Source organism: Bacillus sp. LJBV19 (assembly GCF_017797845.1).
Taxonomy (GTDB): Bacteria; Bacillota; Bacilli; order Bacillales; family Bacillaceae; genus Bacillus; species Bacillus velezensis.
In genome coordinates, this window is sequence record NZ_CP072563.1 from 1,352,053 (window position 1) to 1,374,219 (window position 22,167).

20 protein-coding genes and 1 pseudogene are annotated in these 22,167 nt (G+C 45.3%); 17 read left to right on the forward strand and 4 right to left on the reverse strand.

The genetic code is table 11. From position 1 onward, the window contains the following. Positions 1–2 precede the first annotated feature (2 nt). The 6 genes from J6600_RS06965 (at position 3) to J6600_RS06990 (ending at position 6,472) form a co-directional block, all read left to right on the forward strand. Entirely contained in the window at positions 3–197 is a 195-nt protein-coding gene (locus tag J6600_RS06965; RefSeq protein WP_014304905.1) for a hypothetical protein, read from the forward strand. Between the two features lie 275 nt (positions 198–472). Continuing rightward, entirely contained in the window at positions 473–1,096 is a 624-nt protein-coding gene (locus J6600_RS06970; protein WP_014417591.1) for a cell wall hydrolase, read from the forward strand. A gap of 115 nt (positions 1,097–1,211) precedes the next feature. After that, positions 1,212–2,552: a polysaccharide biosynthesis protein gene (locus J6600_RS06975; protein ID WP_003154663.1), complete on the forward strand. Its 1,341-nt coding sequence runs from the start codon at positions 1,212–1,214 to the stop codon at positions 2,550–2,552. A gap of 62 nt (positions 2,553–2,614) precedes the next feature. Further along, on the forward strand, positions 2,615–3,109 hold the full coding sequence (gene stoA / locus J6600_RS06980) for an endospore biogenesis thiol-disulfide oxidoreductase StoA (protein WP_209388175.1): 495 nt from the start codon (positions 2,615–2,617) through the stop codon (positions 3,107–3,109). A gap of 242 nt (positions 3,110–3,351) precedes the next feature. Further along, entirely contained in the window at positions 3,352–5,265 is a 1,914-nt protein-coding gene (locus J6600_RS06985; RefSeq protein WP_202331656.1) for a heavy metal translocating P-type ATPase, read from the forward strand. Positions 5,266–5,377: 112 nt separating this feature from the next. Then, positions 5,378–6,472 carry a M24 family metallopeptidase gene (locus tag J6600_RS06990; RefSeq protein WP_209388176.1) on the forward strand — a complete coding sequence of 365 codons (1,095 nt, stop codon included), beginning with the start codon at positions 5,378–5,380 and terminating at the stop codon, positions 6,470–6,472. A 57-nt stretch (positions 6,473–6,529) separates the two neighbouring features. On the opposite strand, the gene J6600_RS19680 is transcribed toward J6600_RS06990, so the two are convergent. After that, a complete protein-coding gene (locus tag J6600_RS19680) occupies positions 6,530–6,655 on the reverse strand; it encodes a hypothetical protein (protein WP_014721086.1) in 126 nt (41 codons plus the stop codon). Positions 6,656–6,754: 99 nt separating this feature from the next. Here J6600_RS19680 and J6600_RS06995 point away from each other — a divergent pair, with 99 nt between their 5' ends. The 10 genes from J6600_RS06995 to J6600_RS19810 all read left to right on the forward strand — a co-directional run bounded on the left by J6600_RS06995 (position 6,755) and on the right by J6600_RS19810 (position 17,602). Next, positions 6,755–7,720: a LacI family DNA-binding transcriptional regulator gene (locus tag J6600_RS06995; RefSeq protein ID WP_209388177.1), complete on the forward strand. Its 966-nt coding sequence runs from the start codon at positions 6,755–6,757 to the stop codon at positions 7,718–7,720. A gap of 50 nt (positions 7,721–7,770) precedes the next feature. After that, positions 7,771–8,637, forward strand: coding sequence for a glucose PTS transporter transcription antiterminator GlcT (gene glcT, locus J6600_RS07000; protein WP_012117426.1), 867 nt, complete (start codon positions 7,771–7,773; stop codon positions 8,635–8,637). Between the two features lie 231 nt (positions 8,638–8,868). Beyond that, positions 8,869–10,965 carry a glucose-specific PTS transporter subunit IIBC gene (gene ptsG, locus J6600_RS07005; RefSeq protein ID WP_007409599.1) on the forward strand — a complete coding sequence of 699 codons (2,097 nt, stop codon included), beginning with the start codon at positions 8,869–8,871 and terminating at the stop codon, positions 10,963–10,965. Between the two features lie 96 nt (positions 10,966–11,061). Beyond that, positions 11,062–11,328 (forward strand): phosphocarrier protein HPr, encoded by a 267-nt coding sequence (locus tag J6600_RS07010; protein WP_003154654.1) that lies wholly within the window; start codon positions 11,062–11,064, stop codon positions 11,326–11,328. Continuing rightward, complete coding sequence (gene ptsP, locus J6600_RS07015) at positions 11,328–13,043, forward strand: phosphoenolpyruvate--protein phosphotransferase (RefSeq protein ID WP_159354085.1); 1,716 nt, start codon at positions 11,328–11,330, stop codon at positions 13,041–13,043. Before J6600_RS07010 ends, ptsP begins: the two co-directional genes overlap by 1 nt. 87 nt (positions 13,044–13,130) lie before the next feature. Further along, a complete protein-coding gene (splA, locus tag J6600_RS07020) occupies positions 13,131–13,370 on the forward strand; it encodes a splAB operon transcriptional regulator SplA (RefSeq protein ID WP_003154646.1) in 240 nt (79 codons plus the stop codon). Between the two features lie 84 nt (positions 13,371–13,454). Beyond that, positions 13,455–14,483, forward strand: a complete 1,029-nt coding sequence (gene splB / locus J6600_RS07025; protein WP_003154644.1) for a spore photoproduct lyase — start codon at positions 13,455–13,457, stop codon at positions 14,481–14,483. A gap of 126 nt (positions 14,484–14,609) precedes the next feature. Further along, positions 14,610–16,577 (forward strand): methyl-accepting chemotaxis protein, encoded by a 1,968-nt coding sequence (locus tag J6600_RS07030; protein ID WP_209388178.1) that lies wholly within the window; start codon positions 14,610–14,612, stop codon positions 16,575–16,577. A gap of 80 nt (positions 16,578–16,657) precedes the next feature. Beyond that, positions 16,658–17,524, forward strand: coding sequence for an NAD(P)-dependent oxidoreductase (locus J6600_RS07035; RefSeq protein WP_043021224.1), 867 nt, complete (start codon positions 16,658–16,660; stop codon positions 17,522–17,524). Positions 17,525–17,530: 6 nt separating this feature from the next. After that, positions 17,531–17,602 (forward strand): ATP-dependent Clp protease proteolytic subunit, encoded by a 72-nt coding sequence (locus J6600_RS19810; protein ID WP_481748178.1) that lies wholly within the window; start codon positions 17,531–17,533, stop codon positions 17,600–17,602. Positions 17,603–18,077: 475 nt separating this feature from the next. On the opposite strand, the gene J6600_RS07045 is transcribed toward J6600_RS19810, so the two are convergent. The 3 genes and pseudogenes from J6600_RS07045 to J6600_RS07055 form a co-directional block, all read right to left on the reverse strand. Then, positions 18,078–18,470 carry a hypothetical protein gene (locus J6600_RS07045; RefSeq protein WP_079891065.1) on the reverse strand — a complete coding sequence of 131 codons (393 nt, stop codon included), beginning with the start codon at positions 18,468–18,470 and terminating at the stop codon, positions 18,078–18,080. A gap of 214 nt (positions 18,471–18,684) precedes the next feature. Beyond that, positions 18,685–18,807: pseudogene (locus tag J6600_RS07050) on the reverse strand (P-II family nitrogen regulator); the annotation flags it as partial. Positions 18,808–18,818: 11 nt separating this feature from the next. Then, positions 18,819–19,595 (reverse strand): CAP domain-containing protein, encoded by a 777-nt coding sequence (locus J6600_RS07055; RefSeq protein WP_209388179.1) that lies wholly within the window; start codon positions 19,593–19,595, stop codon positions 18,819–18,821. A gap of 340 nt (positions 19,596–19,935) precedes the next feature. Between J6600_RS07055 and J6600_RS07060 the strand changes: the two genes are divergently transcribed. Then, entirely contained in the window at positions 19,936–22,068 is a 2,133-nt protein-coding gene (locus J6600_RS07060; protein WP_209388180.1) for a peptidoglycan D,D-transpeptidase FtsI family protein, read from the forward strand. Positions 22,069–22,167 lie beyond the last annotated feature (99 nt).

A 22,167-nucleotide genomic window follows, 5' to 3' on the forward strand; every position in this document is an offset into this window, starting at 1 on the left:
CGTTGCTGCCTGAGGAAATTTCAGAACGTATCAACCAAATGCGCACCGGTGAAATCAAAGAATTCAGGGTGCAGAAAGAACATTTTCTTGCATTTCGAGCGGTTTTGTCGAAGCAGGAAGATTTTAAGCATTTCCGCGGTATTGCCCAGCAGGGCGGAGATGTTATATTTCAGTATTTAGAACAGCCAAGAAGCTGACGGCTCCTCGCACTTGAGGAGTCTTTTTTTGGGTTTCAGTTTCTCATTTCATCTGGCTGTAACAGATGTAAACAAAATGTAAAATCCCTCCGATGGATACTTTTACTGCTATTTGGTTAATGTTGTGAAAATGACGGCTGTTTTCCTGCCAATAACAAGGCTGTTAACGAACTTCTTCCATCATAAAAGCTGATTGGGAGCACTGGAAAATCTTTAACCGTGAATTTGCGCACAGCTCTTGTTAAGGTAGTGAAGTATTTTAAGGAGGAAATCGTATGACGACAAAATTTGCTGCCTTGGCTGTCTTTTTTCTATGTTTTATGCCTGCATCAAAAATTGAACATACAGAAGCTCTGTTTACTTTTGCGAAGAAGCCAAAGCAAGAACCCAGCACACTGGTTGCTGATTTAAATAAAAAAAGCTCGGTTCCGAAGCTTTCAAAAACGGATCATAAGCATTCTATCCAACCGATAAAGCTGTCATCTCACCAAGAGAAGAAAGCCAAACCGGAAGAGACGGCTTATCAGCCGCCGAAAAAAACGTATTCCCGCGCTGACAGACAACTTCTGGCACGTCTCGTTCACGCAGAAGCGAAAGGTGAATCTTATAAAGGGAAGGTTGCCGTAGCCAGCGTAGTGCTGAACCGCACTGAAAAAAACGGCTTCCCGGATACCATTCGGGGCGTGATCTATCAAAGGAATGCATTTGAACCGGTAGCAAACGGAAGCATTAATCAAAAGCCGGATAAGGATTCCGTCGCCGCCGCAAATGAGGCGCTTGATCATCCGGGCAGAGAAACGAACGCGTTGTTTTTCTACAATCCGAAAACGGCATCTGACCACTGGATCCGTTCGCGAAAAATTATCGAGCGGATCGGCAGACACGTATTTGCGATGTAAGCATAGCGGGATCAAAAATATCCCGGCTATGCTTTTTTCAATTTTGAGAAATCGAAAATATTTTCAGAACTTGTCTCATATGATGATGGAAGAACGAGAGACAAGGAGAGACACCATGAATCGATTTGTGAAAGGGATCATTCTTTTATCCATCGCCGCCTTTTTCGCGGAATGTCTGGAATTTGTCGTGAATATGATACTGGCGCGGGAGCTTGGCGAGCATGGGATGGGGCTTTACATGAGCATTCTGCCCACCATTTTTTTAATTATCGTGATCGCCAGTCTGGAGCTTCCGATCTCTATTTCAAAATTCATCGCGGAATCCAATCAGAAGCTGCATGAAAGCATGCTCCGGCATGCCTTCAGAATGACCGCCGTTTTTACCGCGTTTTCAACCGCGGCCGCAAGCATCGCGCTGCCGTTCATTCCTGTATTCGATACGTATCACCCGTTTATTAAAGGGATTGTCATCGGGCTGATTCCAGTCGTCGCTTTTACATCCATCGCCAGAGGTTATTTTATGGGTGTGCAGCAAATGGGAAAAATCGCGGTTGCGAATGTCTTGAAAAAAATCATTCAAGTGCTTTGTCTGTTTATCTTTTTTCAATGGTACTCTTTTGAAATTGATATGGCCGTGCTCATTTCGTTATTTGTGCTGGTCGCAAGCGATGTTGTGGTGTTCGTTTACTTGTATACGCAGTTTATTTTGGCGCGGAGGGCGCTTTCCGGCCATCAGCACATTCATCTTCGCGGGAAAGACGTGCGGAAACGCCTCCTGGCCGTATCCATCCCGACAACGGGACTTCGTATATTTCATGCGGTGACAAACGCCATTGAACCCTTTTTAGTGAAAGGAGCGCTGCTGGCGTCCGGGGCAGCCGGGACAGCCGCGATTGATCAATACGGCATGCTAGCCGGTGTAGCGATGACAATCGGTTCGTTTCCCGCATTTATCGCCCATTCGCTGATGGTCGTCATGATTCCCAGCATTTCAGAAGCGTATGCGCTGTCCCAATATGATATTGTGCTGAAACGGCTGAGACAAGCGATTTTTATTACATTCGGCTACGGCATTCCGGCAGTCTGGGTCATGTTTCAGTTCGCGGGCCCGCTGACCCATTTGTTTTTTCAGTCTCCGGAAGCGCAGTATTATTTGCAGCTTTTGTGGCCGTTTTTTCTTTTTCACCTGTTTGTGATGCCGCTTCAGGCCTGTCTGATCGGCATCGGCCACGTGAAAACGGCGTTTTATCATAACGTATGGAGCAGCATTGTAGGGCTTTCGATGATGTATGTGCTCGGTTCTATGCCGGAATTGCAAATGCTCGGCATTATACTCGGCATGAATACCGGCATGATTCTTCTGACAAGTTTACATTACGCGACGATTTGCAAAGACCTCGGTGTCTCCGTGTTTTTGACGGGCGGCGGAAGAACAGCGCCCCGGATCGAAAGCTGAAAAGGCTGATACATTTCAATAAGGAAGGGCAAGCTATCCGAAACGCGTGAAAGGAAGATCATATGCATAAAAACCGCCTAATTGTATGTGCAGTCCTTTTGATAGCTGCCGCCGTCTGGATGCCTGAAGCAAACGCCTCATCAGAAAAACAGGCAGTTCCCGCCGTGTTTCTGATGAAGACGATTGAAGGAGACGAAATATCGATTCCGAATAAAGGGCAGAAAACGATATTGCATTTTTGGACATCGTGGTGTCCGCCGTGCAAAAAAGAACTGCCGCAATTCCAAACGTATTATGAACAGCATCAGTCCGATGATGTAAGCCTTGTAATGGTAAATCTGATGAATGCCGAGCGAAACAAAAAAACCGTTCAAAACTTTGTCAGTCAGCACCATCTCACTTTCCCGATTGTTCTTGACACGAAAGGCGAGCTTATGAAGGAATACGATGTCATGACGATTCCCACGTCATTTCTGCTGAATGAAAAAGGAGAAATCGAAAAAAAGATCGTCGGTCCGATGACCGCCTCACAATTAAAAGAATGGTCAGAGAAATAAAAAGGTGCGGGAGGAATTCCTCCCGCACCTTTTTTGCATATAATGAACAGCTGAAGAAACACTAATGATAATTATTATCAAAAAGAAATTAAAACAATTATAATTGAAATCTTCCGCCGGCATGCTATAATAAAGAAAACACTGCGATAACACTGTGAAAATGCTGCCTGTCAGGCGGCTGTTTTGCTTTTATCGGGGAATTGAAGATGATTTGCGTTCTCAATTAGAGAGGAGAATTCATAATGAATGAACAAGTGATGACACAAACCCATTCACAACAGCACATACAAGAAGAGCGGGCCGGAAAAAAGTGGCTCCAGCACGCAGAACTCATTGCGGCGCTCGTATCCGGCGTCCTTATTCTTGCGGCCTGGTTTTTTACCGAAACAAAAGGCCTGTCCGTCACTTTGTATATCCTTGCCTTCCTGATCGGGGGATTTGCAAAAGCGAAAGAGGGTATTGAGGATACCATTGAGACGAAGGCGTTAAATGTGGAACTGCTGATGATTTTTGCGGCTGTCGGCTCCGCCCTGATCGGTTACTGGGCTGAAGGCGCTGTTCTTATCTTTATTTTTTCGTTAAGCGGCGCGCTCGAAACATATACGATGAATAAAAGCAGCCGTGATTTAACCTCTTTGATGAAACTGGAACCGGAGGAAGCGACCCTGCTTGCGGACGGACGGGAAAAGCGGGTGCCGGCTGCTGAACTTAAGATCGGTGACATGATCGTCATTAAGCCGGGCGAACGCGTAGCGGCAGACGGGATCATTGAGTCTGGCGTGACGAGCCTCGATGAATCGGCGCTTACGGGTGAAGCGATGCCGGCGGAAAAAACAGCCGGAGATTCTGTGTTTACAGGAACGGTAAACGGAAACGGCTCCTTAACGGTCCGTGTGACGAAAACAAATGAACAGTCTTTATTCAGAAAAATCATCCGGCTGGTGGAATCAGCCCAAAACAGCGTGTCACCGGCTCAGGCATTTATTGAGCGGTTCGAAAGTGTCTATGTCAAAGGCGTGCTGTTAGCCGTGGCTTTGCTTTTATTCGTTCCTCATTTCGCTTTAGGCTGGAGCTGGAGTGAAACCTTTTACCGGGCGATGGTGTTTATGGTGGTCGCCTCCCCGTGCGCGCTTGTCGCTTCTATTATGCCCGCTGCGCTTTCCCTTATCTCAAATGGGGCCCGCAACGGATTATTGGTTAAAGGAAGTGTGTTTTTAGAGCAGCTGGGAAGCGTACGGATGATCGCTTTTGACAAAACCGGCACGGTCACTAAGGGACAGCCGGCAGTCGCGGCATTTCAAGCTGCGGAAAATGTGAGTGAAGATGAGATCATGCAGGCGGTGTATGGGATAGAAAAGCAATCAAGCCACCCGCTTGCAAAAGCGATAGCTGAATTTGCCGAAAGCCGGGGCGCCGCGCCCGCAGGACATCTATCGATTGACGAGACGTCCGGATTCGGTGTTCAGGCTGAAATAGAAGGCGTCAAATGGATGGTCGGAAAAGCGGGGTTTGCAGGTGAAGATGCGGCAGATGCTTTTTTGCAGACATCGGGAAAAGAATTAAAGGATAAAGGTTTTACACTGGTCTTTGTTAAAAAAGATGACCGGATTGCGGGCTGCTTTGCCTTAAAGGATCAAATCCGACCTGAAGCCAAAGCCGTGATGGCTGAGCTTGAATCACTGGGCATTAAAACAGCCATGCTCACTGGCGATCAGTCTGAAACTGCGGCTGCCATTGCAAAAGAGGCGGGCATGACGACGGTTGTTGCCGATTGTCTGCCGGACCAAAAGGCAAAAGAAGTGAAGAAGCTGAAAGAAACGTACGGCACAATCGCCATGGTGGGGGACGGCATTAATGACGCTCCCGCTCTGAAAACCGCTGACGTCGGTATCGCGATGGGCGGGGGAACGGACGTGGCTCTTGAAACGGCTGACTTAGTCCTTATGAAAAATGATCTTCACAAGCTTGTGAAAATGTGCAGACTCTCAAGGAAAATGAACCGGATTATTAAGCAGAATATTGTTTTCTCGCTCTCGGTCATCTGCCTTTTGATCTGCGCTAACTTTCTGCAGGTGATGGAACTGCCGTTTGGCGTGATCGGGCATGAGGGGAGCACGATTCTGGTCATACTGAACGGACTGAGATTATTAAAATAAACATGACAGCCGCACACAGGCGGCTGTTTTTTTAATGTTCGTTCACAGCATAAACGCCGGAAAACTGATAGAATGAATAAAGAGTCACTTTGGTAAGGAGGAAAAGCAAAAAATGAACAGATTAGAACGTGTTTCATCTTGGCTGAAAAAAGAAGGACATGATGCGGCGTTTATACATACAAAGGAAAACGTATTTTATTTAACTGATTTTTACACGGATCCGCATGAGCGGTTAATGGGATTGTTCCTGTTTCAGGAACAGGAGCCGTTTTTCGTTTGTCCGGGAATGGAAGCCGGACAAGCCCGAAGCGCCGGGTGGGAGCATGGTATTATCGGCTACGGCGATCACGAAGATCCGTGGGAGCTGATCAAAGCCGAGCTCACAAAACGAAATGTGCGGCTTGATTCCATCGCGGTTGAAAAGGATTCGATCTCTCTTTCCCGCTCAGAACAGCTCAAACAAGCTTCAGGGGGCGCGGCATTTGTTTCGGCAGAAGAAACGCTCAACCAATTCCGTCTCGTAAAAGATGAGAAGGAAATCAGCATTCTCAGGGAAGCGGCAAAACTCGCGGATTACGGAGTTGAAGTCGGTGTCGCGGCGCTTAAAGAGGGTGTGAGTGAAACCGAAGTACTCGCGCAGATTGAGTTTGAGCTGAAGAAAAAAGGCGTGCAGGGCATGTCATTTTCAACGATGGTGCTGTTCGGGGAAAAATCAGGCCAGCCCCATGGAAATCCGGGTGCAGACCGGTTGAAAAAAGGCGATTTCGTTCTGTTTGATCTGGGCGTTATTCTTGACGGCTACTGTTCAGACATTACGAGAACATTCGCATACCAATCAATCAGCCCGAAACAGGAAGAGATTTACGAAACGGTGCTTAAAGCTGAACAGGCGGCGCTTCAATTAAGCAAACCCGGCGTCAGAATCGGCGATCTTGATTTAAAAGCCCGCGGCATTATTGAAAAAGCAGGATACGGAGACTATTTCCCGCACCGCCTCGGCCACGGACTCGGGATTTCGGTTCACGAATATCCATCAATGAGCAGCGCGAACGACACAGTCCTCAAAGAAGGCATGGTCTACACGATAGAACCGGGGATTTACGTGCCGGATGTCGGCGGCGTGCGCATTGAAGACGATGTGTTCGTCACAAAAGACGGCGCCGAAGCATTAACGCAGTATCCGAAAGAATTAACGATTCTGAAATAGAAAGCTTTGTGATAAAAAAGGACGGTTCTGGAACGCAGCGTCCTTTTTTATCACCTTTTAAATGAAAAAATCATCAAAATGCTGAAATGGTTTGATGTCATGCTTTTCATTCAGGGGCCGCATGGCAAGGTAACTGCCGCCGACTATGGCCAGACACAAACCGATTAAGCAAAGAATCCCCATCGCTGTTCTTCTCCTTTCAAACGAATAGGCTGTATCTGTTTCTAGCTTACTGTATGAAACGCATTCCAGATCAAGGGAAAAAAAGAAAGGGGGGACGCCATGGCTACGATCAGAGACATTGCCGGCGCTGCCGGGGTTTCCGTTACCACGGTATCAAGAGTGTTAAACGATCATCCTTATGTAAGTAAGGACAAAAGAGAAAGAGTGAAAAAAGCGATGCAATCGCTCGGATATACGCGCAATATTCATGCTGTGCATTTATCCAAAGGTTTTTCCGATATGATCGGCGTTGTGCTTCCGTCGGTGAATCTGCCGTATTTTGCAGACCTTGTTGCAGGTATTGCCGAGGCTGCCGAAGCGTCAGGCGTGCATCTTTCTTTATACCAGACAGATTATCAGCAGCAAAAAGAACGTTTTGCTTTATCACAATTACAGGAGCGCCAAGTGGACGGCCTGATTATCTGCTCCAAAGCAATTCCTGATGAGCATCTGCTTACCGTGAAAGAACCGCTCATCCTCTGCCAATACACTGATGCGGCGGGGCTTTCCTCCATCAGTAATCCGCATCGGGAAGCATTTCGGCACGGTCTGGATTATCTGATAGAAAAGGGACACCGGAAAATAGCGATCAGCCTGGCCAGAAAAAAGGGAAAAAACAGTCAAGTACGCATTGCCGCATACAAAGAGGCGCTGAAGAAGATCGGGCAGCCTTTCAGGGAAGAGCTGGTTGTGGAAAAGGCGCTGACGCTGCTTGACGGGAAAGCCCTTTTTCATAGATGGAAGAGCTGGGATGACAAACCGACTGCGCTGTTTGCGGCGAATGATCAAGTATCCGCAGGTCTTTACCTTGAAGCTAAGGCAAACGGGACACGCATCCCGGAAGAGCTTGCGATTTTGAGCATCGACAATCATGATATCAGCAAGATGTTAGGTATTTCCACAATAGATATACAAACAAAAGAAATGGGAAAGCAGGCTTTTCACATGCTTGAGAACCGGATCAGCGGCGGGCCTCCGGCAAGGAAAGTTCTTGATTACCGCCTTATTGAACGATCAACCGTCTAAAAAAAGAATTGACGCGCTTTCCGTTCGTTTTGTACGATATGAGGTATTGAATGACAAAGGAGCTGAGGATCATGAAGGGGTCCTTTACAGTTGAAAAGGTATTAAATAACAATGTGCTCATCGCAACACATGATAGATACAGTGAGGTCGTCTTAATCGGAAAAGGGATCGGCTTTGGAAAAAAACAAGCGGATGTCATTGAAGATAAAGGGTATGACAAGATGTTCATCTTAAAGGATGAAAAAGAACAAAAACAATTTAAAAAGCTCCTCGGTTATGTGGACGAGACACTTGTCGACATCTCCAATGACGTCATTTATCATATCAAGAAGCGGACAAGCCAACCGTTAAATGAGCATATCCATATTGCGCTGACTGACCATATCGCCTTTGCGGTAAAGCGGCTGCAGCAGGGTTTTGACATTAAAAACCCGTTTCTTATGGAAACCGAAACGCTTTATCCGGAAGAATTCCAAATTGCCCGTGAAGTCGTCGGCATGATTAATGAAAAGACGGGAATCTGCCTTCCGGAAGGAGAGATCGGCTTTATCGCTCTGCATATCCATTCCGCCCTGACGAATCGGCCCCTTTCAGAGGTCAATCAGCATTCACAGCTGATGTCCCGCCTCGTTCAGGTGATTGAGGAATCTTTCCAGATGAAAGTGAATAAAGAAAGCGTCCACTATTTGCGGCTGATCCGGCATATCAGATTTACCATAGACAGGATTAATCGGGAAGAGCAGACAAAAGAACCAGAAAAGTTAATGTTATTATTGAAAAATGAATACCCGCTATGCTACAATACTGCTTGGAAACTGATAAAAATCTTGCAGCAAATACTGAAAAAACCAGTTCATGAGGCGGAAGCGGTTTATCTCACGCTTCATTTGTACCGATTAACCAATAAAATTTCATAATTTCAGTTGAAACCTTAAAAACGTGTCACTGATTCGATCAGGCATGAGTGATTGAGGGTAAAAAAACGGGAAGAACGATCCCGTTATTTTGCACACCCTTTTTACTCATGCCTTTTTTGTTGTGTAAAAGGGCAAATGTAAACGGTTAAACTGAAGACTTGCGCCAGTGAATTCGTTGTCATGAATTTTCGCTGTAAGGTCACACTAGCTAACAGAGGAGGTACATCTTTTATGTTTAAAGCATTATTCGGCGTTCTCCAGAAAATCGGCCGTGCTCTTATGCTTCCGGTTGCGATTTTACCGGCTGCGGGGATCTTGCTTGCGTTAGGGAATGCCATGCAGAACAAAGATATGATTCAAGTCATGCATTTCTTAAGCAATGATAACGTTCAGCTTGTGGCGAACGTCATGGAAAGCGCCGGCCAAATTGTATTTGACAACCTGCCGCTTCTTTTTGCAGTAGGGGTTGCGATCGGTCTTGCCAACGGAGACGGTGTTGCCGGAATCGCGGCTATTATCGGATACTTGGTCATGAACGTATCCATGAGCGCCGTGCTTATGGCAAACGGCAGTATTCCGTCTGACAAAATTGAACGGGCAAAGTTTTTTGCGGAAAACCATCCGGCCTATATTAACATGCTGGGGATACCTACTTTGGCGACGGGCGTGTTCGGCGGTATTATCGTCGGGGTTTTGGCCGCGTTATTGTTCAACAAGTTTTATAAAATTGAACTTCCGCAGTACCTCGGATTCTTTGCGGGTAAGCGGTTCGTCCCGATTATCACATCAATTTCCGCATTAATTCTCGGTCTTATTATGTTAGTGATCTGGCCTCCGATCCAGCACGGTCTGAATTCCTTCTCCACGGGTCTTGTGGAAGCGAATCCAACCTTGGCGGCCTTTATTTTCGGGATGATTGAGCGGTCATTGATTCCGTTCGGTCTTCATCACATTTTCTACTCGCCGTTCTGGTATGAATTTTTCAGCTATAAAGATGCCGCCGGAGACATCATCCGCGGAGATCAGCGGATTTTCATGGCTCAGATCAAAGACGGCGTGCAGCTGACGGCGGGAACATTTATGACGGGGAAATATCCGTTTATGATGTTCGGTCTTCCGGCGGCAGCGCTTGCAATCTATCATGAAGCGAAGCCTGAAAAGAAAAAACTTGTAGCCGGAATCATGGGTTCTGCCGCTCTGACAAGTTTCTTAACGGGAATTACCGAGCCGCTTGAATTCTCATTCTTGTTTGTGGCTCCTATCCTGTTTGCGATTCACTGCGTTTTCGCGGGGCTTTCCTTTATGGTCATGCAGCTGCTGCATGTAAAAATCGGTATGACCTTCTCAGGCGGTCTGATTGACTACTTCCTGTTCGGAATTCTGCCTAACCGGACGGCTTGGTGGCTTGTCATTCCGGTCGGCTTAGGATTAGCCGTCATTTACTACTTCGGTTTCCGGTTTGCGATCAGAAAGTTCAATCTGAAAACGCCGGGCCGTGAAGAAGAGGCTGCGGATGAAGGTGCGGGCGCCTCAGGCGAAGCCGGCGACCTTCCTTATGAAATCCTGCAGGCAATGGGTGATCAGGAAAACATTAAGCACCTTGACGCTTGTATCACGAGACTCCGCGTTACGGTCAACGACCAGAAGAAAGTGGATAAGGCCCGTCTGAAACAGCTTGGCGCCTCAGGCGTTCTTGAAGTCGGAAACAACATTCAGGCCATTTTCGGCCCGCGTTCTGACGGTTTAAAAACACAGATGCAGGATATTATTGCCGGACGCACGCCGCGCCCTGAACCGAAAGTATCCGCGCAAGAAGAAGTCAGCCAGCAGGTTGAAGAGGTTATCGCAGATCCGCTCCGAAACGAGCAGGGTGAAGAAGTGTTCGCTTCTCCGATCACCGGCGAAATCCATCCGATTACCGATGTGCCTGACCAGGTGTTCTCAGGAAAAATGATGGGTGACGGTTTTGCGATTCTTCCTGAAGAAGGAATCGTCGTATCGCCTGTCCGCGGAAAAGTGCTGAATGTTTTCCCGACAAAACATGCGATCGGCCTTCAGTCTGACGGCGGAAGAGAGATCCTCATTCATTTCGGAATCGACACAGTCAGCCTGAAAGGTGAAGGATTCACTTCGTTTGTTTCTGAGGGTGACCGGGTTGAACCGGGGCAAAAACTGCTTGAAGTTGATCTTGAAGCGGTTAAACCTCATGTTCCTTCATTAATGACACCGATTGTCTTTACAAATCTTGCCGAGGGTGAAGCGATTTCCCTTTCGGCCGAAGGTACCGTAAAACGGGAACAAAAAGATATTGTGAAAATCGGAAAATAAGCATATAAATACGCCGTGCTTGTCAGATGACAAGTACGGCTGTATGATATAATATTGTGTAGTAAAATAGCTTTAATTTAAAGGAGAATGATAATCATGGCACAAAAAACATTTAAAGTAACAGCAGATTCCGGAATCCACGCTCGTCCTGCGACAGTTCTTGTACAGACTGCAAGCAAATACGATGCTGACGTAAACTTAGAATATAACGGCAAAACAGTAAACCTTAAGTCAATCATGGGCGTTATGTCTCTAGGTATCGCTAAAGGCGCTGAAATCACAATTTCCGCTTCAGGCGCTGACGAAAACGATGCTCTTAACGCTTTAGAAGAAACAATGAAAAGCGAAGGACTCGGCGAGTAATGCAAGAATTAAAAGGAATAGGCGCTTCAGCCGGAATTGCGATTGCGAAAGCATACCGGCTTGAAGAGCCGGACTTAACGGTTGAAAAGAAAAACATTGCTGATGCTGCGGCTGAAGTAAGCCGTTTTGATGAAGCGATTGTACGTTCTAAAGAAGAGCTTGAAAAAATTAAAGAGCATGCTTTAAAAGAACTGGGACAAGACAAAGCTGACATTTTCTCCGCGCACCTTTTAGTTCTGAGTGATCCTGAGCTGTTGAACCCGGTAAAGGAGAAAATCAGCACCGATTCAGTCAATGCTGAATTCGCTCTGAAAGAAACAGCTTCCATGTTCGTTACTATGTTTGAATCAATGGATAACGAGTACATGAAAGAGCGTGCGGCGGATATCCGTGACGTAACAAAACGTGTGACGGGGCACCTGCTGGGCGTGGAAATTCCGAACCCGAGCATGATCTCAGAAGAGGTTGTTATCGTGGCTGAAGATTTAACACCGTCTGATACGGCGCAATTAAACCGCCAGTTTGTAAAAGGTTTTACAACTGATATCGGCGGACGCACTTCACACTCCGCGATCATGGCCCGTTCGCTTGAAATTCCGGCTGTTGTCGGCACAAAAGCGGCTACAGGGACAATTGAAAACGGTGTTACGGTAATCGTAGACGGCATCGATGGTGATGTGATCATCGATCCTTCCAGTGAAACGTTAAAGAAATATGAAGAAAAGCACAGTGCTTACCTGGCGCAAAAAGCTGAGTGGGCGAAGCTCGTAAATGAACCGACTGTTTCTAAAGACGGCCATCATGTAGAGCTTGCCGCAAATATCGGCACACCTGACGATGTAAAAGGCGTTCTTGAAAACGGAGGAGAAGCTGTAGGGCTTTACCGTACGGAATTCCTTTACATGGGACGCGACCAGCTTCCGACGGAAGACGAGCAGTTTGACGCTTATAAAACGGTTCTTGAGCGTATGGAAGGAAAATCAGTTGTCGTGCGGACATTGGATATCGGCGGCGACAAAGAGCTTCCATACCTGCAGCTCCCTAAAGAAATGAACCCGTTCTTAGGCTACAGAGCCATCCGCCTTTGCCTTGAAGAGCAAGAAATCTTCAGAACTCAGCTTCGTGCGCTGCTTCGTGCAAGTACATACGGAAACTTAAAAATCATGTTCCCGATGATTGCGACAGTAAACGAGTTTAAACAGGCGAAAGCGATTCTTCTCGAAGAAAAAGAAAAACTCGTTGAAGCCGGCGTAGCGGTTTCTGACGATATTGAAGTCGGTATGATGGTAGAGATTCCGTCTACAGCCGTTATCGCAGATCAGTTTGCCGCAGAAGTTGACTTCTTCAGTATCGGAACAAATGACTTGATCCAATACACGATGGCTGCTGACCGCATGAACGAGCGCGTAGCTTATCTGTATCAGCCATACAATCCGGCGATCCTTCGTCTGGTCACCCTTGTTATTGAAGCTGCTCACAAAGAGGGCAAATGGGTCGGCATGTGCGGAGAAATGGCGGGAGACGAAATTGCGATTCCGATTCTTCTCGGCTTAGGCTTAGATGAGTTCTCAATGAGCGCTACATCCATCCTTCCGGCAAGAACGCAGATCAGCAAGCTTTCTAAAAAAGAAGCTGAATCATTCAAAGAAACAATCTTGTCTATGAGCACGACAGAAGAGGTTGTCGCATTCGTTAAAGAAACATTCAATAAGTAATACAAAAGCCAGACGGTGTAAGCCGTCTGGTTTTTTTCATATTCGGAAAAAAGGGGGGAACAATAACTTTCAACAGGAGGGATTATTATGACAAAATCATTTGCAGCGGGGGATACGGTCTATGTGATTTACCGCAATCCGCATGCCGCCAATGTTGCCCATATTAAAGAGGCGGAGATCGTCCATCACCCGTATCATGAGGGAGAACTTTCTCTGTTTTTATACGAAACCTATCATCCGCTGGCCGAAGATGACGCGGTCTTTTCGACATATGAGGAAGCGGAAGCGCTTTACAGCGAGCTTTTTGAAGAAGACCGGTATCATTGATCAAAGGAAATGTTTACAACGCATATTCACTCTCTTTTGGACGGAAAGTAACAACATGAGAATATGTAAAGGGAGTGTCTGTCTATGCTGAAGCCGTTTGTTCCCCAGCTTGTTTATATAGAACCGAGAGCGCTCGAATACCCGTTAGGACAAGAGCTGAAAAATAAGTTTGAAAACATGGGGCTTGAGATCAGAGAAACGACATCGCATAATCAAGTCCGGAATATTCCGGGAAAAAATCACTTGCAGCAATACCGGAACGCGAAATCAACATTGGTAATCGGCGTCCGGAAAACACTGAAATTCGATTCTTCAAAGCCGTCCGCCGAATATGCCATTCCATTTGCGACGGGCTGTATGGGGCATTGTCACTATTGCTACCTGCAGACGACGATGGGATCAAAACCTTACATCCGGACATATGTCAATGTGGAAGAGATTCTGGATCAGGCTGATGAGTATATGAAAGAACGGGCGCCGGAATTTACAAGATTTGAAGCCTCTTGTACATCTGATATCGTAGGAATTGATCATCTGACACATACATTAAAAAGAGCCATTGAACATTTCGGACAAAGCGAATTGGGACAGCTCAGATTCGTGACTAAATTTCACCACGTCGATCATTTGCTTGATGCAAAACATAACGGAAAGACTAGGTTCAGATTCAGCATCAATGCGGACTATGTCATTAAAAACTTTGAACCGGGAACTTCTCCGCTCGACAAACGGATAGAAGCCGCCGTCAAAGTCGCTAAAGCGGGCTATCCGCTCGGTTTCATCGTGGCGCCGATTTATATTCACGATGGCTGGGAGGAAGGCTATAAGGAACTGTTTGAGAAACTTGACGCGGCGCTTGATGAAGACGTTCGGCATGACATCACATTTGAACTGATCCAGCACCGTTTTACAAAACCGGCCAAACGGGTGATTGAGAAGAACTATCCGAAAACAAAGCTTGAGCTTGATGAAGAAAAGCGCAGATACAAATGGGGACGCTACGGAATCGGCAAGTATATATACCAAAAAGACGAAGAGCATGCTTTAAGGGAAACACTGGAGTCTTATATCGAAACCTATTTCCCGAAAGCGAAAATCGAATATTTTACGTAAGGCGGAGCTGTCGGCATGACGGCTCTTTTTTTGCTGCGCCAAATGGCGGAAATTTTTGATATTTATTTCAAGGTTTATTCATTTTCTTGGCCGAAAGACCGATATAACTCTCAGGAGGGGATGGTTATGTTTAAAAAAATGCACATCAAAATTGCTGTGTTTGTATCGGTAATGCTTATCGTAACGGTTGTTTTTTTAACGGTTTCTTCATATTTGACATTAAAGCCGATGATGACGGAGGAAGCAAAACGTACGACAGAGAATGTCACCAATTCACTCGGTCAGAACATTGAGCTTCAGCTGAAAAATGATGAGACCGTATTAATGAGATTAGCAGACGGTGAATTGTCCCGGTCTTTTCTATCAGATGGGAAGAAAGAAACCGCGCGGCTTTTTAACGATGAGTTAAAACAGATCGGACGGAATGACAAATATGTCGCGCTTGCGTATGTCGGAACCGCAAACAAACAAATGTTTACATATCCAAAGGCCGAATTTGCCAAAGACTATGATCCGACAAATAGAACGTGGTATAAGATGGCGGCCGAAAAACCCGATAAAGTTGTCTGGACTGATCCTTATAAAGATGCAGTGACGGGAGACATGATTGTGACGGCGTCAAAAGCTATTCAAAACAGCGGAACCGTCGTCGGAGTGGCGAGCTTAGATCTGAAGCTGTCCTCCATTCAGAGCATGGTCAACGAGCAAAAGGTTCCATATAAAGGATTTGCGTTTTTGGCGGATGAAAACGGTTCTCTGCTGGCGCATCCGGAAAAACAGGGGAAAAATATTTCGGAAGATCAGACGTTAAAAGACATCACTACGGACAAAGAAGGCATCAAAGAGCTGCAGGGGAACATGGTCGTCTACCAAACGGTAAAAGAAACAGGGTGGAAAGTCGGAACGCAGTTTGAAAAAGATCAGCTGATGGGAGTAGCCGACAAAATGAACACGGTGAGCATTTTTATGTCACTGATCGCCCTTGTGATTACGATCGGACTCAGCTATTTACTAGCAAAAACGATAACCGGGCCGATTCAGCAGCTGATCGCCAAAACAAATTCAGTCTCAGCCGGAGATTTAACCGTCCGCGCCCAGACGAAATCAAAAGATGAAGTAGGCGAGTTAACAAAAGACTTTAATCAAATGGTTGAAAATATGAAAGAGATGGTCGAACAGGTTAAGGCCTCCTCAGAAAATGTGTCTGATACATCTGACCAGCTAACCGTCATTTCACAAGAAACAAATGAAACGAGCGGACAAATCGCAAAAGCGATAGAGGAAGTCGCCGCCGGAGCGACAGAGCAAGCGTCAGAGGTTGAGACGATCAACGAAAAATCAGAAAATCTCTCAGTCAAAATAAAAGGAATCGCAGATCGCGCGGGCAGCATAAAACAACTCTCAAAATCTTCAGAGGATGCCAGCTACAAAGGACTGGACGCGCTCGGGCAGCTGCTGATGAAGTCAAACGAAGCCAATTCAGAAACGAAAAAAGTAGAGGCAATGCTGAATGACCTGGAAGAACAAACGAAAAACATAGAAGAAGTCGTGACGGCAATATCCGCCATTTCAGACCAGACGAATCTCTTGGCGCTGAATGCGAGTATTGAAGCCGCTAGAGCGGGAGAAAGCGGACGAGGCTTTGCCGTCGTCGCTGAAGAAGTCCGCAAGCTTGCTGAACAATCAGCTCTTTCTTCCGGCCATATCAGTGAGACGGTCCGTCTGATTCAATCTGAGACAAAAGAAGCGTCACACGCGATGATTGAGGCAAGCAGAATGAATGATGAACAAAACAGCGCCATTCATGAAACGGGTGAGGTTCTCAATCTGATTACGACGGAAATGCAGTCTCTCGTTCAAGGTATAGATCATATTTACAATGACATTCAAAAAATGAGTGAAGAACAAGCCGCGATTCAAGAAGCGATTCAAAGCATCTCCGCCATTTCTCAAGAATCAGCGGCAGCGGCGGAAGAAGTGAATGCTTCTACTGATGAACAGCTCGTTACGCTTGAAAAAGTGAAGCAATCGACTGATATGTTAAAGAGCGCAAGCGAAGATCTGATCAGCGCTATTTCTAAATTCACCTTGTAACGCGGACTCTATCAGCCTATAATATGGTAATATAGACATGAAAGAGTGATATATGAATCGCATCAGGGGAGGAAAGCGCAGTGAACAAAACGGTCGGATTTATCGGTTTGGGCGTCATGGGAAACAGTATGGCATCGCACATTTTAGAAGCGGGCTATCCCGTTTTAGTCTACACGCGGACGAAACAAAAAGCGGAAGAGATTCTGAATAAGGGAGCGGTCTGGCAGGAGACGGTCAAAGACCTTTCAGAGAAAGCAGACATCATTATTACCATGGTCGGCTATCCGAGTGATGTCGAGGAAATCTATCTCGGCGAAAACGGCATTCTCCGGCACGCAAAAGAAGGGACGTTTGTCATTGATATGACGACATCAAAACCGTCTCTGGCGAAAAAGATTGCGGAGCAGGCCAAAGAAAAGTCCATTCACGCCCTGGATGCACCCGTTTCCGGCGGAGACATCGGCGCGAGGAACGGAACGCTTGCCATTATGGCCGGAGGAGAAAAAGAAGCGTTTGAAGCATGCCTGCCGCTTTTCTCCGTTATGGGGGAAAACATTCAGTATCAAGGACCGGCTGGCAGCGGCCAGCATACGAAAATGTGCAACCAGATCGCGATTGCAGCGGGAATGGTCGGAGTGGCTGAAGCGATGGCTTACGCTGAAAAATCCGGTCTGAACCCGGAACAAGTGCTGAAAAGCATTACAACCGGAGCTGCCGGAAGCTGGTCATTGTCAAATCTCGCCCCCCGTATGCTGAAAGGCGATTTTGCACCAGGATTCTACGTGAAACACTTTATTAAAGACATGGGAATTGCTCTTGAAGAAGCGGAGCTCATGGGAGAAGAGATGCCCGGATTGGCGCTCGCCAAATCATTATACGACAAGCTTTCCGCGCAAGGTGAAGAAAACAGCGGAACTCAAAGCATTTATAAGCTTTGGGTGAAATAAAAAAGATTGCCCGAACGCGACTATTTTATGGATGCTGAGGAAGCGAATACTTACGGTATTGTTGGTAATGTTTTATAAACAATGATCTGCAAATCTTGTATTCTTAGGGCCTTAATGAAGACAGGAACTTGGCAGGATAATGTATTAATGTGTATCCGTTTATAATATTCTACTGTTTGGAATCCCCCTTGTTTGATGCAGACTGTCTATTATAAATCAAAAGGGGGATTTCCGAATAATGATTAGGATTAATACAACTTTCCAACAGTAGGATGTATCATGTTTGATTCAACTATGAATTCGAGTAACCCAAATGTACATAGCAATAAATCGAGTTCGTATTCCCGCAATTCAAACCAAATAATTTGGCATCCGAAATTGAAATTTTATAGATTAACCTTCTAGCAAAACTGAAAAATAAAAGAGGATGTATCGTAAAAAATCCAAGAGATTTACGAAAACATCCTCGATCCAGAGATTTTATCATTACATGTTGTTTTTTGAGAATTCCAGATAAAATCAACGTTAAATCCATTTGTTAGCAATATGAATTTTAATGCTGTACAGTAATATAGTGTTTCAGTTCTCCTATATGGGTTTGAGTTCCCCAGGTCAATGCTACTTGCACATCATACTTGCCTGCTGGAATATTTTTCGTCAAAAAGCTTACTTTAAAATTGCGAACATTATGTCTATTAACAACTATATATTTGACTATATCTCCTTTTTTATTTTCAAGAAAAACTGTAACACCCCAGTTTACCTCATATTTTGAAGGCACAGTACCTGTTACGACAATAGAAGTAGCGTGTTTTGAGTAAGTATTAGCATCTGTTTGGAATTTAATTGCTCCTTTTGAAGTCATGGCTAACGCTTCTGAACTGTTTGAGAAAATCCCGAATGTCAATAGAGCAACTGTGAATAGTGTCATTACAATTTTTTTCAATTTAAACTTCCTCTCTCCATTCATTTAGAAACCCATTCAATATATTACTAAATTTTGAAAAATTAAACAGAAAATAGGTAAATTCTACTTTTTATTAAATAAAGTATTACTAAAGAAGTGAAAGGCTGAGCAAAACCAATTTAATCATCACGTTTAAGATTTTACAAAAAAGCTCCCGACACCTCTGTGCCGGGAGCTTAAAAAGTTTATAAATTTATAAAGTGTCAGGCTCTTCTTCGCTCGTACGGATGTTGATTGTGTTGGGAACTTCGTAAATAAAGATTTTGCCGTCTCCGAGTTCACCGGTTTTGAGCACTTTTTGTGCCGTCTCAGCCACTTTTTTATTATTTATTTTCCGATGAATTGCTGTGTCCAGATGTTTCCTGATTCTACGTAACCGACACCGATTTGAGTGAACTCAGGATTCATGATGTTCTTTCTGTGGCCTTCACTGTTCATCCAAGCTTTAACGACAGCTTCAGGAGTCGGCTGTCCTTTGGCGATATTTTCACCGGCGGTTTTATAAGTGATTCCGAAAGACTTCATCATATCAAACGGTGAGCCGTAAGTAGGACTTTGGTGATCGAAATAGTTTTTGTCTTTCATATCTTGTGATTTTGCGTGAGCTGATTTGCTTAATTTTTCATCAATCTGCAGAGGTTTTAAGCCTTGCTTTTGTCTCTCTGCATTTGTCAATTCAACGACTTTCTTTTCGTACGCACTGACAGAAGAAGGAGTTTTCTCGCTGCTGTTGTTTGTGTTATCTGTCTGTTTTGCATTGTCAGCCGTCTGGTTTTGATCGGCTTTCGGTTTTTCGGCAGCTGTCGGAGCCGTTTTTGCCGGTGTTTCTTTTTGAACGTCTTTAACTGTCAAATCAGAATGCTTTGCGTGTTTTTGCAGCAGCTGAGTCAGTTCTTTCTCATTTTTAACGTTCAGCTTTTTCACGCTCGTTTTCATATGTAGTTTTTCAACAGCCTCTTGAAGAGTCAGATGCTGTACAGTGTTTCCTTTTTTCACAGTAACGACGTGCTGGCATGACAGCTCTTTGGCAGATGCCTGCTGAATGCCTCCGAATGTAATCAAACTGACTGCCGCGGCGGCAGATAAGAGAAATGCTTTTTTCATAAGTTTATAGCCTCCCAGAGAAGTTGTTTTTTTCTACATGAAAAATCTTATCACAGCTTTTTTGTCATAATGCAGGCAGCCATTTCCTTTGACAACAAACGTTTGTCATAATTGTAATTGAGCACAGAAAAATGGCCTTATATCAGGAAAAACGATCTGTATTTATTTTTTAAAATCCGTTACATCTCTTCAAATTATTTGAAGTGTTAGATATATTTTAAGATAATTTGATCTTGACAGTTTTTTTTACCCGTTTTCGCTGTAACAACTTTTACAAAAATGTTACAATTAAAATCTGTTTATGTAAATATATTCAATGATTTGAGAGGTGTAACAGAAAGTGGCTGAAGTCGCGCGCGAACCAAAGAAAAAAACGAAACGTTACAGAGCGCTGAGAATGAATCTCTATTTTTTGATTGTTTTTCTTCTCTTTACGGCACTGATTTTTAAACTCGGCATCGTCCAGATTGTCGAAGGGGATAAACACCGCCAGGATGCGGAGAAGGCAAACGCAAAAACCGCCTATTATCCGACACCGCGGGGAAAGATGTATGACAAGCGGAACAGAGTGGCGGTTGATAACCAGGCCGTGCCCGAAATTGTATATGTATCCACCTCAAAAACCTCGGCAAAGGACAAATTGAAAACGGCAAAAAATCTCGCCGCACTGATTCATATTGATACTGAATTTATGAAGGATCGAAATATCATTGATTACTGGCTTGCGGCACATCCGAAGAAGGCGGAAAAGCTTATGAAGGATTCAGAAAACAGCCTGAAGCCGCAAGAAGTATACAAACGCCAGATTGAACGCGTCCCGAAGCAAGAGATTGATGCGATCAAACAAAATAAAAAAGAGCTGGAAATCGCGGCGATTTATACGCGTTTTTCAAGCGGCAACGCCTATCAGCCGCAAGTCGTCAAATCAATGGACCCGAATAAGCTGAACGGAAACGGAAACAGCGGTTCACTGCTTGACGAGCATGACAACAACAAGCAAAAACCGAAAAGCGACCTGACATATGAAGAAGTTTCCGTCGTATCCGAGCACCTGAAAGAGCTCCCCGGCATTGACGTAATCAATGACTGGACGCGGAAATATCCGTACGACAAAACACTGTACTCTCTGTTCGGCGGTGTGACGACACCGGAACAGGGATTGTTGGGCGAACGGAAAGATTACTATGTCACAAGAGGCTATTCACTGAATGACCGAGTGGGAAAAAGCTACATCGAATATCAGTATGAAGACTATTTAAACGCGCATAAAGAAAAAGTAGAGTATGTGGAAAACAGCAAAGGTGAGGTCGTCAGCCAAAAGCCCGTCGATGAAGGCAGCAGAGGCTACGATCTGCAGCTCTCGCTCGATATGGAACTACAGTCGAAAGTCGAAAAAGTCATTGAAAAAGAGCTGAGAAGAAGCCGAGCCGCAGGTAACTATATGGTTGACAGAGGATTTGCCGTCATGATGGACCCGAACAACGGGGACATTCTCTCAATGGCGGGGAAACGAATCGATCTCGAAACAAATAAAACACAGGATTTTGCGATCGGAGCATTTACGACCCAATATGAGATGGGCTCTTCTGTTAAAGGAGCGACTGTTCTCGCAGGTTACCAAAGCGGCCTCCCGCATTATAAAACGTTTGTCGATGCGCCGCTTGTATTTAAAGGCGACACGAAAAAACAATCGTGGACACAAATGGGAGCCATTACTGAGCTGACCGCGCTGCAAAGAAGTTCAAACGTATATATGTTTCATGTGGCCATGCATATCGCGGGCATTACCTACGTCCCGCACGGCACGCTGCCGGCCGGATTAGACGATATTAAGAAAATGCGCAACTATTACGCCCAATTTGGCTTGGGTGTGAAGACCGGGATTGATCTTCCGCAGGAATCAGCGGGCATGCAGTCAAATCCGCAAATGGTCGGGGGATTGCTGCTTGACTTTGCGATCGGACAGTTTGATACGTATACGCCGCTTCAAATGGCTCAATATATTTCAGCCATCGCAAACGGCGGGTATCGCGTCCAGCCGCGGATCGTCACAAGCATTCATGAACCGGACAGCAAAAACAAGATTGGAAAAGCGATTGAACAGCGAGATATTAAAATTTTGAACAAAGTAAATAACAGTCCGAGCGATTTTGACCAAGTTCATAAAGGGATGAAATTGGTTACAAGCTCACCTCAAGGAACGGCTTATTCAACATTCCAGGGGTCCGGCGCCGATGTTTCCGGTAAAACGGGAACCGCGCAGACGCACTATTACGGCACGAACAAAAACTGGTGGGGGAAAGACACGTATAACCTGACCTTTGTCGGCTATTATCCATCAGAACATCCACGAGTGGCATTCAGCGTCGTCGTTCCGTCTGTTCGAGATGATAAAGATCATGTAAGTAAAAACATTGCCAAAGGAGCAATTGACGCTTACAAAGAGCTTGAAAAGAAATACAATAAAAAATAACAAAAGAAAGGGCGGCCGAACATCTCGTGCGCCCTTTCTTTCATTCAGGAAAATTGACGTTCACAATAAGAATAGAAGGAGAATGCTCATTTTTTAGCG

Bases quoted from the DNA above. Each gene is read 5' to 3' on its own strand.
- J6600_RS07030 (WP_209388178.1), top strand. From the start codon at position 14,610: ATGTTTAAAAAAATGCACATCAAAATTGCTGTGTTTGTATCGGTAATG.
- J6600_RS06985 (WP_202331656.1), top strand. From the start codon at position 3,352: ATGAATGAACAAGTGATGACACAAACCCATTCACAACAGCACATACAA.
- J6600_RS07010 (WP_003154654.1), top strand. From the start codon at position 11,062: ATGGCACAAAAAACATTTAAAGTAACAGCAGATTCCGGAATCCACGCT.
- J6600_RS06990 (WP_209388176.1), top strand. From the start codon at position 5,378: ATGAACAGATTAGAACGTGTTTCATCTTGGCTGAAAAAAGAAGGACAT.
- glcT (WP_012117426.1), top strand. From the start codon at position 7,771: ATGACAAAGGAGCTGAGGATCATGAAGGGGTCCTTTACAGTTGAAAAG.
- ptsG (WP_007409599.1), top strand. From the start codon at position 8,869: ATGTTTAAAGCATTATTCGGCGTTCTCCAGAAAATCGGCCGTGCTCTT.
- J6600_RS06995 (WP_209388177.1), top strand. From the start codon at position 6,755: ATGGCTACGATCAGAGACATTGCCGGCGCTGCCGGGGTTTCCGTTACC.
- J6600_RS07055 (WP_209388179.1), bottom strand. From the start codon at position 19,595: ATGAAAAAAGCATTTCTCTTATCTGCCGCCGCGGCAGTCAGTTTGATT.
- J6600_RS06970 (WP_014417591.1), top strand. From the start codon at position 473: ATGACGACAAAATTTGCTGCCTTGGCTGTCTTTTTTCTATGTTTTATG.
- ptsP (WP_159354085.1), top strand. From the start codon at position 11,328: ATGCAAGAATTAAAAGGAATAGGCGCTTCAGCCGGAATTGCGATTGCG.
- J6600_RS19680 (WP_014721086.1), bottom strand. From the start codon at position 6,655: ATGGGGATTCTTTGCTTAATCGGTTTGTGTCTGGCCATAGTCGGCGGC.
- J6600_RS06975 (WP_003154663.1), top strand. From the start codon at position 1,212: ATGAATCGATTTGTGAAAGGGATCATTCTTTTATCCATCGCCGCCTTT.
- splB (WP_003154644.1), top strand. From the start codon at position 13,455: ATGCTGAAGCCGTTTGTTCCCCAGCTTGTTTATATAGAACCGAGAGCG.
- splA (WP_003154646.1), top strand. From the start codon at position 13,131: ATGACAAAATCATTTGCAGCGGGGGATACGGTCTATGTGATTTACCGC.
- stoA (WP_209388175.1), top strand. From the start codon at position 2,615: ATGCATAAAAACCGCCTAATTGTATGTGCAGTCCTTTTGATAGCTGCC.